This window comes from Pseudomonas sp. B7(2017) (genome assembly GCF_002112745.1).
GTDB lineage: Bacteria > Pseudomonadota > Gammaproteobacteria > Pseudomonadales > Pseudomonadaceae > Aquipseudomonas > Aquipseudomonas ekonensis.
The window spans coordinates 399,535-413,037 of the sequence record NZ_NEIP01000001.1 but is presented as its reverse complement, the minus strand read 5'-3'; the positions used below and the strand labels follow the sequence as shown (position 1 = coordinate 413,037).

Sequence of the window (13,503 nt, the reverse complement as noted above, 5' to 3'; positions counted from 1 at the left end):
CCCTCGACGAAGACCCTCAGACCGGCAGACTGGTGGTCGACTTGATCTCCGACAGCGCCACGATCGAATTCACCTCCTGAATCCCCGGCACCAGCGACAGCTTCTCGAAGAAGAACCGCTCGTACGCCTCGATGTCCGCCGCGACGATGCGCAGCATGAAGTCCACCGCCCCCATCAGCACGTAACACTCCAGCACCTCCGGGAAGCCGCGGATCGCCTCGGTGAACTCGGTGAAGTTCGAGCGGCCGTGGGCGTTGAGCTTCACCTGGGCGAAGATCTGCGTGTTCAGGCCGATCTTCTTGCGGTCGAGCAAGGTCACCTGGCCGCGGATGATCCCCTCCTCCTTCATCCGCTGGATCCGCCGCCAGCAGGGTGACTGCGACAGCCCCACCTGTTCGGCGATCTGCGCGCTGGACAAGGAAGCGTCCGCTTGCAGCAGGGCGAGAATGCGCCGGTCGTAGCTGTCCAGCTCGCTGTGCATAAATAATCCTCACAATCATCAGATGCGAAATAGAACCTGTCGGCCAATCCGCCAATTTGCCCATCTTAGATAAGAAATGCCCGGCGCAGCGTGCAAAAATTTCTCCACCGAATCCGGAGAGCCGCCATGCCCCACCTCGAAGCCGTGAACACCCCCTCGCCCCGCGCCGATGCGTGGAGCGCGCGCAACGCCCATTGCCTGGCGCAATACCGGATCCTCGCCGAAGCCGAACCGGATCTGCCGGTGCGCGTGCTGAACCTGTTCGCCCTGCAATGCCTGACGCCTGAACAGTTCAACCTGCAGCGGCTGGACGACCTGCTGTCGATCGACATCGTCATGGGCGGGCTGAGCTGGCACCGCGCCCAGGTGATCGCGCAGAAGCTGGGCAACCTGGTCAGCGTCTGTTCGGTCACGCTGCACAATGCCGATGCGGCGCGGACGGCACCGGTGCAGGCGGCTGGCTGAAAGATCCCGAAACGGCTTGCGCCCGGTAGTGGCCCAACGGTCTGCGGGGCCGCGGCTATCCTTTGGCGCACTGTCGTTCAAAAGGTGTCCGCATGTCCGTTCAACTCGCCGCTCAGGATCGCTGGCTGGATCTCAACGATGTCTTGCGTGAACTGGTGGCCCAGGGCTTCATCAGCCAGGACGCCGCCGAACAGGCGCTGAACGCGCGCCGCCGCCAAGGCGCCCACAACCCCCTGCACCCGCTGGAGTTCATCGCCGGCCAGCAGCTGGACGACCTCAGCCGCCCGGGCCGGCACCTGGACCTGGAAGGCCTGACCCTGTGGCTGGCCCAGCAGGCCGGCCAGCCGTACCTGCGCATCGACCCGTTGAAGATCAACGTGGCGGCCGTCATTCCGCTGATGTCCTACGCCTTCGCCCAGCGCCACAGGATCCTGGCGGTGGCCGTCGACCGCGACGCGGTGACCGTGGCCAGCGCCCAGCCCTACGTCCGGGGCTGGGAGGCCGACCTGACCCACGTGCTGAAGCTGCCGGTCAAGCGGGTGGTGGCCAACCCGGCGGACATCCAGCGCCTGAGCGTCGAGTTCTTCCGCCTGGCCAAGTCGGTCAGCGGCGCCAGCAGCGCCGACCAGCAGGGCGGCCACCTGGGCAACTTCGAACAGTTGCTCAACCTCGGCGCCAGCGACCAGGAGCCGGACGCCAACGACGCGCACATCGTCAACATCGTCGACTGGCTGTTCCAGTACGCGTTCCAGCAGCGGGCCAGCGACATCCACATCGAGCCGCGCCGCGAGCAAGGCACGGTGCGCTTTCGCATCGACGGCGTGCTGCACAACGTCTACCAGTTCCCGCCGCAGGTGACGATGGCCATCGTCAGCCGCCTCAAGAGCCTGGGCCGGATGAACGTCGCCGAAAAGCGCAAGCCCCAGGACGGCCGGGTCAAGACCAAGACCCCGGACGGCGGCGAGGTCGAGCTGCGCCTCTCGACGCTGCCCACGGCGTTCGGCGAGAAGATGGTCATGCGGATCTTCGACCCCGAAGTGCTGCTCAAGGACTTCGACCAGCTGGGCTTTTCCGCCGACGACCTGCGCCGCTGGCAGGACATGACCCGCCAGCCCAACGGCATCATCCTGGTGACCGGGCCCACCGGGTCGGGCAAGACCACCACGCTCTACACCACGCTCAAGAAGCTGGCGACGCCCCAGGTCAACCTCTGCACCATCGAAGACCCGATCGAGATGGTCGAGCCGGCGTTCAACCAGATGCAGGTGCAGCACAACATCGACCTGGGGTTCGCCGCCGGCGTGCGGGCGCTGATGCGGCAGGATCCTGACATCATCATGATCGGCGAGATCCGCGACCTGGAAACCGCCGAGATGGCGATCCAGGCCGCCCTCACCGGGCACCTGGTGCTGTCGACCCTGCACACCAACGACGCGCCCAGCGCCATCAGCCGCCTGCTGGAGCTCGGCGTGCCGCATTACCTGATCAAGGCCACAGTGCTCGGGGTCATGGCGCAGCGCCTGGTGCGCACCCTGTGCCCGCACTGCAAGGCGCCGCTCACCCTCGACGACGACGGCTGGCAGTCCCTGACCCGGCCATGGCAGGCGCCGCTGCCGGGCAACGCGCAACGCTCCGTCGGCTGCCTGGAATGCCGCGACACCGGTTACCACGGACGGGCCGGCGTCTACGAGATCATGCAACTGAGCGACGGCCTCAAGGCCCTGATCACCCCCGACACCGACCTCACGGCCATCCGGCGCCAAGCGTTCAAGGAAGGCATGCGCAGCCTGCGGCTGTCGGGGGCGCAGAAGGTCGCGGCGGGGCTGACGACCATCGAGGAAGTGCTGCGGGTGACGCCGCAGAGCGAGCAGCGCTAGCCGTCACGGAACTCGACCCGGGAGCGGCGATCCAACGGCACAGTCATCACCCCCCAGCGGAGTCATCCACCATGCGTCTCAAACTTGCTGTCGCCACCCTTGCCCTGCTGTCCCTTCCCGTTGGTTCAGCGATGGCCGACAGCTTTTGGCGTAACGTCATCTCGTCCGGCGCCACCACCGGCTCGACCTACCTGACCTTCAAGGACCACAAACTGATCGTCGCCGCCCAAGACGATGCCGGCAGCTTCGTCGCCAGCGAAGGCAGCATCCGCGGCCCGTACCTGGAAGCCGCGATGCAGAAGGTCCGCGCCGACAACCCGGGCCTGCAGGCGTCGGACATGGAACTGGCGAACGCGATCCTGGCGAAGAACGCCGTGGCTTCCGAGTAAGCCTTGCCCCACAGAAATGCCGCTCCCGGGAGCGGCATTTTTTTTGCCCGCGTTTCTGCGGGAACGACTGGGTGGGTTTCGCCCTGTGGGGCCTGGGCTGACGCCATCGCCAGCAGGCTGGCTCCCACAAAGTGCGCGGAGCGCATGCAGGATCTGCGGCCACCGCAAAGACCTGTGGGAACTTGCCTGCAAGCGATGAGGCCGGCACATCCAGCATCACCCGTGCCTGACCCACCGCCAGCGACCACAGGGGTTCAGCGGTAGTCGTCCACCGGCACGCACGCGCAGAACAGGTTCCGGTCGCCGTAGACGTTGTCCACCCGGTTCACCGCCGGCCAGTACTTGTGCGCCCTGGTGTGCGCATCCGGGGTGATGCCCTGCTCGATGCTGTAGGGCCGTTCCCACACCCCGGTGATGTCCGCCAAGGTATGCGGCGCGTGCTTGAGCGGGTTGTCCTCGGCCGGCCAGTTGCCGTTCTGCACTTCGGTGATCTCTGCGCGGATGCTGAGCATGGCGCCGATGAACCGATCCAGTTCGGCCTTCGACTCGCTCTCGGTCGGTTCGACCATCAGTGTGCCCGGCACCGGGAAGGACATGGTCGGCGCATGGAAACCGTAATCCATCAGACGCTTGGCGACGTCCTCCTCGCTGATGCCGGTGAGGGCCTTGAGCGGCCGCAGGTCGAGGATGCACTCGTGGGCCACCCGTTCGTTGCGGCCGGTGTACAGCACGGGAAAGGCGCCGGACAGGTGCCGGGCCAGGTAATTGGCCGCCAGGATCGCCACTTCGCTGGCGTCCGCCAGTTGCGGCCCCATCATGGCGATGTACATCCAGCTGATCGGCAGGATGCTCGCGCTGCCCCACGGCGCGGCGCTCACCGCGTCGTTCTGCGGTTGCGGGCCGTCGAGCGGCACCACCGGATGGTTGGCGACGAACGGCGCCAGGTGCGCCCGCACGCCGATCGGGCCCATGCCCGGCCCGCCGCCGCCGTGGGGAATGCAGAAGGTCTTGTGCAGGTTCATGTGCGACACGTCGGCGCCGATGTCCGCCGGCCGGGCCAGCCCGACCTGGGCGTTGAGGTTGGCGCCGTCCATGTACACCTGGCCGCCGTGCCGGTGGATCACTTCGCAGATCTCGCCGATGCCCTCCTCGTACACGCCGTGGGTCGAGGGGTAGGTCGCCATCAGGCAGGACAGCTTGTCCCCCGCCTCGGCCGCCTTGGCCTTGAGGTCATCCAGGTCGACGTTGCCGGCGTCGTCGCACTCGACGATCACCACCCGCATCCCCGCCATCTGCGCCGACGCCGGGTTGGTGCCGTGGGCCGAGGACGGGATCAGGCAGATGTCGCGCCCGCCCTGCTGCCGGCTCTCGTGGTATTTGCGGATCGCCAGCAGCCCGGCGTATTCGCCCTGGGCGCCGGAGTTGGGCTGCATGCAGATCGCGTCGAACCCGGTGATCGCGCAGAGCCAACGCTCAAGCTCCTCGATCATCAGCGTGTAGCCGACTGCCTGCTCCCGGGGGGCGAACGGGTGCAGATGAGCGAACTGCGGCCAAGTGATCGGGATCATCTCGCTGGTGGCGTTGAGCTTCATGGTGCAGGAGCCCAGCGGGATCATCGACTGGTTGAGCGCCAGGTCCTTGTTCTCCAGCTGCTTGAGGTAGCGCAGCATCTCGGTTTCGCTGTGGTGGGCGTTGAACACCGGGTGGCGCAGGTACGGCGTGCTGCGCTGCAGGGCGTCAGGGATCCCGGACACCACGTTCTCCGCGTCGAGCGCCTCGACGCTCAGGCCGTGATCGGCCCCCAGCAGCACATCGAACAATTTCGCCACGGTCTGTTCGTCGCAGGTCTCGTCGAGGCTCAGGCCCAGCCGTCCGCGGCCGAGGATCCGCAGGTTGATCTGCGCGGCCTTGGCGCTTTCGATGATCGCGGTCTGCGCACCGCCCACCTCCAGCGTGAGGGTGTCGAAAAAGTGGTCGTTGACCCGGTCGACGCCATGCCGGGCCAGACCGGCGGCGAGGATGCACGTCAGCCGGTGCACCCGCTGGGCGATCCGCTTGAGGCCCTCCGGCCCGTGGTACACCGCATAGAACCCGGCGATGTTGGCCAGCAGCACCTGGGCGGTGCAGATGTTCGAGTTGGCCTTCTCCCGGCGGATGTGCTGCTCGCGGGTCTGCAGGGCCATGCGCAGTGCGACGTTGCCGCGGGCGTCCTTCGACACCCCGATGATCCGCCCCGGCATCGCCCGCTTGTGCTCCTCGCGGGTGGCGAAGTACGCCGCGTGCGGGCCGCCGTAGCCCATCGGCACGCCGAAGCGCTGGCTGGAGCCGAACACCACGTCCGCGCCCAGTTCGCCCGGCGGGGTCAGCAACAGCAGGCTCAGCGGATCGGCGGCCACGCAGGCCAGCGCCTGCTGCGCGTGCAGGTGGTCGATCAGCGGCCGCAGGTCGCGGACTTCGCCGTGGGTGTCGGGGTACTGGAACAAGGCGCCGAACACCTGATGCTGCTTGAGGTTATCCACAGCCTCGACAATCAGCTCGAAACCGAAGCCTTCGGCGCGGGTGCGCACCACGGAAATCGTCTGCGGGTGGCAATTCTCGTCGACGAAGAACAGGTTGCTCCTGGACTTCGCCACCCGCTTGGCCAGCGCCATGGCCTCGGCGGCGGCGGTGGCTTCGTCGAGCAGCGAGGCGTTGGCCAGTTCCAGGCCGGTGAGGTCGATGATCAGTTGCTGGAAGTTGAGCAACGCTTCGAGCCGGCCCTGGGCGATCTCCGGCTGATACGGCGTGTAGGCGGTGTACCAGCCGGGGTTCTCCAGCACGTTGCGCAAGATGACGGCCGGGGTGACGGTGCCGTGGTAGCCCATGCCGATGAGGCTGATCCAGACCTGGTTCTGCTCGGCGTACCCGCGCAGCTTCGCCAGGGCGGCCTGTTCGTCCAGCGCCGGCGGCAGATCCAGTTCACGGTTGAGGCGGATGCCCGGCGGCACCGTCTGCTCGATCAGTTCGACGCGGCTGCCCAGGCCCAGGCTGTCGAGCATCGCCTGCTGTTCGGCGGCATCGGGCCCCAGGTGGCGACGGAGGAAGGCCTGGGGGTCGCGTAACTGGCTCAAGGACGGCATCTTGGACATGACGGGCTCTCTTCTTGGCTGGCGCTCGGCGTCAATGCGACACGGTCAAACCAGCATAGCAGCCGATGCCGTCACGGACGGCTTGGCGCGACGCGCCGGGCAGGCGCATGCTGTGCAGCCTGCATCCGGCCCCACCAATGGACGACCGATCCCCATGAGCCAACCTCCGTTCCTGCCGTTCTCCAAACCTGTCATCGACGACGCCACCATCGCCGCTGTGGGCGATGTGCTGCGCTCGGGCTGGATCACCAGCGGGCCGAAGGTCCAGGCCTTCGAAGCGCAACTGTCAGACTACTTCGGCGGGCGCCCGGTGCGCACGTTCAACTCCGGCACCTGCACCATGGAGATCGCCCTGCGCATCGCCGGCATCGGCCCCGGGGACGAGGTGATCACCACGCCGATCTCCTGGGTGGCCACCGCCAACGTGATCCTGGAGGTCGGGGCGACACCGGTGTTCGCCGACATCGACCCGGTGACCCGCAACATCGACCTTGACCGGCTGGAAGCGGCGATCACCCCGCGCACCAAAGCGGTCATCCCGGTATACCTGGCCGGCTTGCCGGTGGACATGGAGCGCCTGTACGCCATCGCCCGCAGGCACAACCTGCGCATCGTCGAAGACGCCGCCCAGGCCCTGGGCTCCAGCTGGAACGGCCGGCGCATCGGCGCCACCGGGGACTTCGTGTCGTTCAGCTTTCAGGCGAACAAGAACGTCACCTGCGCCGAGGGCGGTTGCCTGGTGCTCAACACCCCCGAAGAGGCACGGCTGGCGGAGAAGTACCGCTTGCAGGGCGTCACCCGCAACGGCTTCGACGGTCTGGACGTCGATGTGCTGGGCGGCAAGTTCAACATGACCGACGTGGCCGCCACCATCGGCCTGGGCCAGTTCGCCCACATCGAGGCCCTGACCGCGCACCGGCGCGAACTCGCCCGGCACTACTTCCGCTGCTTCGGCGACGACTTCGAAGCGACCTTCGGCGCACAGCTGCCCCCGGCGGACTTCGAGAACAGCAACTGGCACCTGTTCCAGCTGGTGCTGCCGGAACGCCAGGACGGGCAGCCGGCGCGGGCGACTTTCATGGAGCAGATGCAGGCCCTGGGCATCGGCATCGGCTACCACTACCCGCCGATCCACTTGCTGAGCCTGTACCGCGAGCGCGGCTTCAAGGAAGGCATGCTGCCGGTGGCGGAACGGGTCGGCCGGCTGATCGTGTCACTGCCGATGTTCACCGCCATGACCCTGGCGGACGTCGAACGCTCGGTGGCGGCGGTGAAGGCCGTGCTGCGCGGCGCCTGAACGGCGGGCATGAAAAAGCCCCGACGGATCGGGGCTTCGGGGTGTCGCGCTGGGGTTACTCGCCGATTTCCTTCTTGTAGGCGGCGGCGTCGAGCAGCTTGTCCAGCTCGGACTTGTCGCTTGGCTTGAGCTTGAAGATCCACGAGTCGTAAGGTTCTTCGTTCAGCAGCTCCGGCGAATCGGCCAGTTCTTCGTTGACCGCGATCACCTCGCCGCCCACCGGCGCATAGATGTCGGAGGCAGCTTTCACCGACTCGACGACGCCGGCCGCATCACCGGCGGCAAAGACCTTGCCCACTTCAGCCAGCTCAACGAACACCACGTCGCCCAGCGCAGCCTGGGCGTGGTCGCTGATGCCCACGGTGACGGTGCCGTCGGCTTCCAGGCGGGCCCATTCATGACTTTCGGCGTAACGCAGGTCGGCGGGGATATTGCTCATCTTCGGTGTCCTCAAGGATTAGGTCAGCGGTCGTACCCGCCGCAATAGATTAGATCAAGGTTTTGCCGTGGCGCACGAAGGTCGGCTTGACCACCCGCACCGGATACCATTTGCCGCGGATTTCCACTTCGGCGCGGTCGGCGGTCGCCATCGGCAGACGCGCCAGGGCGATCGACTTGCTCAGCGTAGGAGAGAAACTACCACTGGTGATCTCCCCTTCGCCAACATCGGCGATGCGCACCACCTGATGGGCGCGCAAAACGCCGCGCTCCTCCAGCACCAGGCCCACCAGTTTGTGCTGCACGCCGGCGGCCCTTTCGGCCTCCAGCGCATCGCGGCCGATGAAGCGGCGGGTGGCCGGCTCCCAGGCGATGCTCCAAGCCATGTTCGAGGCCAGCGGCGAAACGTCCTGGTGGATGTCCTGGCCGTACAGGTTCATGCCGGCCTCGACCCGCAGGGTGTCGCGGGCGCCCAGGCCTATGGGGGAAATGCCAGCGCCCACCAGGTCGTTGAAGAAATCCGGCGCCTCGGCGGCCGGCAGGACGATCTCCAGCCCGTCCTCGCCGGTGTAGCCGGTGCGGGCGATGAACCACTCGCCGTCGGCGCGACCTTCGAAGGGCTTGAGGTGATGGATCAGGTTGGCGCGGGACTGGCTCACCAGTTCAGCCACCTTGTGCCGGGCCTGCGGGCCCTGGATGGCGAGCATCGCCAGTTCGGGACGCTCGCGCAGGCGCACGTCGAGGCCGGGCAGGTGCGCCTGCATCCACTCCAGGTCCTGGTCGCGGGTGGAGGCGTTGACCACCAGACGGTAACCGTCGTCGAGGCGGTAGACGATCATGTCGTCGACGATGCCGCCGCGCTCGTTGAGCATGGCGCTGTACAACGCACGGCCGGGGCTGTGCAGGCGTTCGACGTCGTTGGCCAGCAGGTACTGGAGCCAGGCCTTGGCCTGGGGGCCGGTGACATCGAACACGGTCATGTGGGAAACATCGAACACCCCGCAATCGCGGCGCACCTCGTGGTGCTCCTCGACCTGCGAGCCGTAATGCAGTGGCATGTCCCAACCGCCAAAATCGACCATCTTCGCGCCGAGGGCGAGGTGAAGGTCATACAGAGGCGTACGCTGTCCCATGGGTTTCTCCTTCCGGGCGTGGCGAAGGCGCGGGCAGCCGCTGCACAGGATGAAAGCCTTGGAACACAAGGCCTTGAGCCGATCTCAGCAACTGTTTCTGTCAGACTGACCGCACCGAATGCCGCGCATTGTAGCCGCAAGGCACGGGGCTGGCACCTAGCCGTTTCGGTGGGCCGAACGGCGGATCAGGCCGATGACCGGCAACAGCCCGACCAGCACCAGGGTCAGCGCCGGCAACGACGCCCTCGCCCACTCGCCTTCGCTGGTCATCTCGAAGATCCGCACCGCCAGCGTGTCCCAGCCGAACGGGCGCATCAGCAAGGTCGCGGGCATTTCCTTGAGCACATCGACGAACACCAGCAGCGCTGCGCTCAACGTGCCCGGCAGCAACAGCGGCAGATACACTTTGAAAAACAACCGCGGCCCACCCACCCCGAGGCTACGTGCCGCTTCGGGCAAAGAAGGCCGTATACGCGCCAGGCTGCTTTCCAGCGGCCCGTAGGCCACCGCCATGAAGCGCACCAGGTACGCCAACAGCAACGCCGCCAGGCTGCCCAGCAGCAACGGCTTGCCCGCCCCGCCCAACCAGGCCGACAGCGGAATCACCAGCACCCGGTCCAGGTAACTGAAGGCCAGCATGATCGACACCGCCAGCACCGACCCGGGCAAGGCGTAGCCGAGGTTGGCGAGGCTGACGCCGGAGCGGATCGCCGGCGTCGGCGCCAGGCGCCGGGCGAAGGCCAGCAGCAGCGCCACACCGACGGTGATCAGCGCCGCCAGCGCCCCCAGGTAAAGCGTGTGCAGGATCAGTCCGGCGTAGCGCTCATCCAGGTCGAACCGCCCGCGCCGCCAGAACCACACCGCCAGTTGCAGCACCGGGATGACGAACGCGCAAGCGAACACCAGGACGCACCACCCGGTCGCCGCCCAGGCCTTGGGGCCTCGCAGGTGATACAGCGCCTTGACCCGCGGCCGCTCGTTGCCTGCCCGGTTGGCGCCGCGCGCACGGCGCTCGCCGTACAGCACCAGCATCACCGCCAGCAGCAACAGGCTGGCCAGCTGCGCCGCGCTCGACAGGCTGAAGAAGCCGTACCAGGTCTTGTAGATGGCGGTGGTGAAGGTGTCGAAGTTGAACACCGACACCGCGCCGAAATCCGCCAGGGTCTCCATCAGCGCCAGCGCCACGCCCGCGCCGATGGCCGGCCGCGCCATCGGCAGCGCCACCCGCCAGAACGCCTGCCACGGCGACTGGCCGAGCACCCGCGCCGCTTCCATCAGGCCCTTGCCCTGGGCCAGGAACGCGGTGCGCGCCAGCAGGTAGACGTAGGGATAGAAGACCAGCACCAGCACCACGATCACCCCGCCGGTGGAGCGCACCCGGGGCAGGCGCAGGCCGCTGCCGAACCACTCCCTCATCAACGTCTGCACGGGGCCGGCGAAGTCCAGCAGGCCGACGAACACGAACGCCAGCACGTAGGCCGGCACCGCGAACGGCAGCATCAGCGCCCAGTCGAGCCAGCGCCGGCCGGGGAACTCGCACAGGCTGGTGAGCCAGGCCAGGCTCACGCCCAACAGCGTCACGCCGACGCCGACGCCGAGCACCAGGGTCAGGGTGTTGCCCAACAGGCGCGGCATCTGGGTGTCCCACAGGTGCGACCAGATCTGCGCATCGACGCTCTGCCACGACAGCAGCAGGACGCTCAGGGGCAGCAGCACCAGCGCGGCGATGGCGAAGACGATGGGATACCAGCGGCGTTGGGCGGGGTGGGCCAAGTAAAGACTCTCGTTCAAATGACTGTGCCCACGCTCGGCGTGGGCACACATTCTGTGACGCGCTGCGTCACGCTTTCGGCGATGCGACGCAGGGTACGGGAATGGTCGGTATCAGTTCCAGCCGGCCCGGTCCATCATGCGGATCGCCTCGGCCTGGCGCTTGCCCGCCACTTCCACCGGCAGGGTGTCGGCCACGAACTGACCCCAGGCCGCCACTTCCTCGGACGGTTTCACCGCCGGGTTGGCCGGGAACTCCTGGTTCACGTCGGCGAAGATCTTCTGCGCCTCAGGCGTGGTCATCCACTCCACCAGCGCCTTGGCCGCTTCCGGGTGCGGCGCATGCTTGGTCAGGCCGATGCCCGACAGGTTGACGTGCACGCCGCGGTCCGCCTGGTTCGGCCAGAACAGCTTCACCGGCAGGTCAGGCTTCTGCTTGTGCAGGCGGCCGTAGTAGTAGGTGTTGACGATGCCCACGTCGCACTGGCCGGCGTTGATCGCCTCCAGCACCGCGACGTCGTCGGAGAACACGTCGGTGGACAGGTTGTTGACCCAGCCCTTGAGGATCTTCTCGGTCTTCTCGGCGCCGTGGGTCTCGATCATCGTGGCGGTCAGCGACTGGTTGTAGACCTTCTTCGCCGTGCGCAGGCACAGGCGGCCTTCCCAGTTCTTGTCGGCCAGGGCTTCGTAGGTGGTCAGTTCGCCCGGCTTCACCCGCTCGGTGGAGTAGGCGATGGTGCGGGCACGCAGGCTCAGGCCGGTCCAGGCATGGCTGGAGGCGCGGTACTGCTGCGGGATGTTGGCGTCGATGGCCTTCGAGGTGAACGGCTGGAGAATGCCCATCTGCTCGGCCTGCCAGAGGTTGCCGGCGTCGACGGTCAGCAGCAGGTCGGCGACGGCGTTGTCGCCTTCGGCCTTGATCCGCTGCATCAGCGGCGCTTCCTTGTCGGTGATGAACTTGATCTTCACTCCGGTCTTGGCGGTGTAGGCGTCGAACACCGGCTTGATCAGTTCGTCGATGCGCGAGGAGTAGACCACCACCTCGTCAGCGGCCTGGGCGGCGGTGCTGCCGATCAGGGTCAGGGCCAGTGCGGTCAGAAGACGCTTGGGTGCCAACATGGGAGCGGTCTCTCGGTCGGGAAAAGTGGGCCAAATGATAAGGACTCACATTTACCGACTCAATCGAACGCTGTTCGAAGGAGTTACCAGATGTTGCACAGCCCGGGATTCGCCATCACCCCGCATCCGGGTGGGAGCCAGCCTGCTGGTGATGGCGGCGGGTCAGCCGCCATCCCTTTCTCAGGCCTTGGCCAGGTCCGGCAAGTCCCCGGTCAGCCCCAGCGCCTGACGCACGAACAGTGCCTTGGCCTCCGGCATCTGCTCCACCATCTTCAGCCCGGTGTTGCGCAGCCAGCGCAGCGGCAGCGGATCGGCCTGGAACAGGCGCTCGAAGCCTTCCATCGCCGCCATCAGCGCCAGGTTGTGCGGCATTCGCCGGCGTTCGTAGCGGCTCAGCGTTTTCACGTCCGCCAGGCGTTCGCCGCGTTCGGCCGCCTGCAGCAGCACCTCGGCCAGCACGGCGGCGTCGAGGAAACCGAGGTTCACGCCCTGCCCGGCCAACGGGTGAATGGTGTGCGCCGCATCGCCGATCAGCGCCAGGCCTTCGGCCACGTAACGCTTGGCGTGCCGCTGGCGCAACGGCACGCACAGGCGTGGGTCGGCGCTGACGACCTCGCCCAGGCAGCCTTCGAACGCCCGCTCCAGCTCCCGGCAGAACGCCGTTTCATCCAGCGCCATCAGGCGCTCGGCCTCGCTTGGGGTGGTCGACCAGACGATCGAGCACCAGTCCTGCTGCCCGTCACGCTCAAGCGGCAGGAACGCCAGCGGGCCGTGGTCGGTGAAGCGCTGCCAGGCGGTCATCCGGTGCGGCTTGGCGCTGCGCACGCTGGTGACGATGGCATGGTGCATGTAATCCCATTCGCGGGTGGCGACGCCGGTCAGGCGGCGCACCGCCGAGTGGGCGCCGTCCGCCGCGATCACCAGCGGCGCGCGCAGGGTGCGGCCGTCGGCCAGGGTCAGCAGCCAGTCGTCGCCGGAGCGGCGCATCTGCTCCAGCCGGGCATTGGCCAGAAGGCCCAGGTCGCAGTCGTGCAGACGGTCGAGCAAGGCGTCCTGCACCACGCGGTTCTCGACGATGTGGCCGAGCACGCCGGCGTGCACGCTGCTGGCCGAGAAATGGATCTGCCCGGTGCCGCTGCCGTCCCAGACGTGCATGTCGGTGTAGGGGCTGGTGCGGCGCTGGACGATGCCGTCCCACACGCCCAGGCGCTCGAGGATGCGCTGGCTGGCCGCCGACAGGGCGCTGACCCGCGGTTCGAACGGCGCCTGCGCATCGAAGGGTTTGACGCTCAACGGGCTGCCGTCGAGCAGCAGGACTTCCAGCCCGCTGCCCTGCAACGCCAGCGCCAAGGCGCTGCCGACCATTCCGGCTCCGACAATCAGCAGATCTGCGCGCATTTCCATGC

General features: G+C 67.2%; 11 protein-coding genes. 4 read left to right on the top strand and 7 right to left on the bottom strand.

What is annotated here, in order from left to right; all coding sequences use genetic code 11:
* Positions 1-16: 16 nt before the first annotated feature.
* Positions 17-481, bottom strand: coding sequence for an Lrp/AsnC family transcriptional regulator (locus CAG29_RS01945; RefSeq protein WP_085581042.1), 465 nt, complete (start codon positions 479-481; stop codon positions 17-19).
* 126 nt (positions 482-607) lie between these two features.
* On the opposite strand from CAG29_RS01945, the gene CAG29_RS01940 reads away from it, so the two are divergent.
* The 3 genes from CAG29_RS01940 (at position 608) to CAG29_RS01930 (ending at position 3,212) form a co-directional block, all read left to right on the top strand.
* Positions 608-946 carry a hypothetical protein gene (locus CAG29_RS01940; RefSeq protein ID WP_085581044.1) on the top strand — a complete coding sequence of 113 codons (339 nt, stop codon included), beginning with the start codon at positions 608-610 and terminating at the stop codon, positions 944-946.
* A gap of 92 nt (positions 947-1,038) precedes the next feature.
* Positions 1,039-2,823 (top strand): GspE/PulE family protein, encoded by a 1,785-nt coding sequence (locus CAG29_RS01935; RefSeq protein WP_085581046.1) that lies wholly within the window; start codon positions 1,039-1,041, stop codon positions 2,821-2,823.
* A gap of 71 nt (positions 2,824-2,894) precedes the next feature.
* Positions 2,895-3,212, top strand: coding sequence for a DUF2388 domain-containing protein (locus CAG29_RS01930; RefSeq protein ID WP_085581048.1), 318 nt, complete (start codon positions 2,895-2,897; stop codon positions 3,210-3,212).
* Between the two features lie 254 nt (positions 3,213-3,466).
* Here CAG29_RS01930 and gcvP read toward each other — a convergent pair whose 3' ends face one another.
* Complete coding sequence (gene gcvP / locus CAG29_RS01925; RefSeq protein ID WP_085581050.1) at positions 3,467-6,340, bottom strand: aminomethyl-transferring glycine dehydrogenase; 2,874 nt, start codon at positions 6,338-6,340, stop codon at positions 3,467-3,469.
* A 154-nt stretch (positions 6,341-6,494) separates the two neighbouring features.
* Between gcvP and CAG29_RS01920 the strand changes: the two genes are divergently transcribed.
* Entirely contained in the window at positions 6,495-7,637 is a 1,143-nt protein-coding gene (locus CAG29_RS01920; protein ID WP_085655873.1) for a DegT/DnrJ/EryC1/StrS aminotransferase family protein, read from the top strand.
* A gap of 55 nt (positions 7,638-7,692) precedes the next feature.
* Here the strand turns inward: CAG29_RS01920 and gcvH are convergent, their stop codons facing one another.
* From gcvH to CAG29_RS01895, 5 genes are all read right to left on the bottom strand, one after another.
* A complete protein-coding gene (gene gcvH, locus CAG29_RS01915) occupies positions 7,693-8,076 on the bottom strand; it encodes a glycine cleavage system protein GcvH (protein WP_085581054.1) in 384 nt (127 codons plus the stop codon).
* A 49-nt stretch (positions 8,077-8,125) separates the two neighbouring features.
* Positions 8,126-9,208, bottom strand: a complete 1,083-nt coding sequence (gene gcvT / locus CAG29_RS01910) for a glycine cleavage system aminomethyltransferase GcvT (protein ID WP_085693800.1) — start codon at positions 9,206-9,208, stop codon at positions 8,126-8,128.
* A gap of 156 nt (positions 9,209-9,364) precedes the next feature.
* A complete protein-coding gene (locus CAG29_RS01905; RefSeq protein ID WP_085630137.1) occupies positions 9,365-10,981 on the bottom strand; it encodes an iron ABC transporter permease in 1,617 nt (538 codons plus the stop codon).
* 111 nt (positions 10,982-11,092) lie between these two features.
* Positions 11,093-12,097, bottom strand: a complete 1,005-nt coding sequence (locus tag CAG29_RS01900) for an extracellular solute-binding protein (protein ID WP_085581060.1) — start codon at positions 12,095-12,097, stop codon at positions 11,093-11,095.
* Between the two features lie 180 nt (positions 12,098-12,277).
* The gene (locus CAG29_RS01895; RefSeq protein ID WP_170929955.1) at positions 12,278-13,495 is read right to left on the bottom strand and encodes a 2-octaprenyl-3-methyl-6-methoxy-1,4-benzoquinol hydroxylase; all 1,218 of its coding nucleotides are present in this window, start codon (positions 13,493-13,495) and stop codon (positions 12,278-12,280) included.
* Between the last annotated feature and the right edge of the window lie 8 nt (positions 13,496-13,503).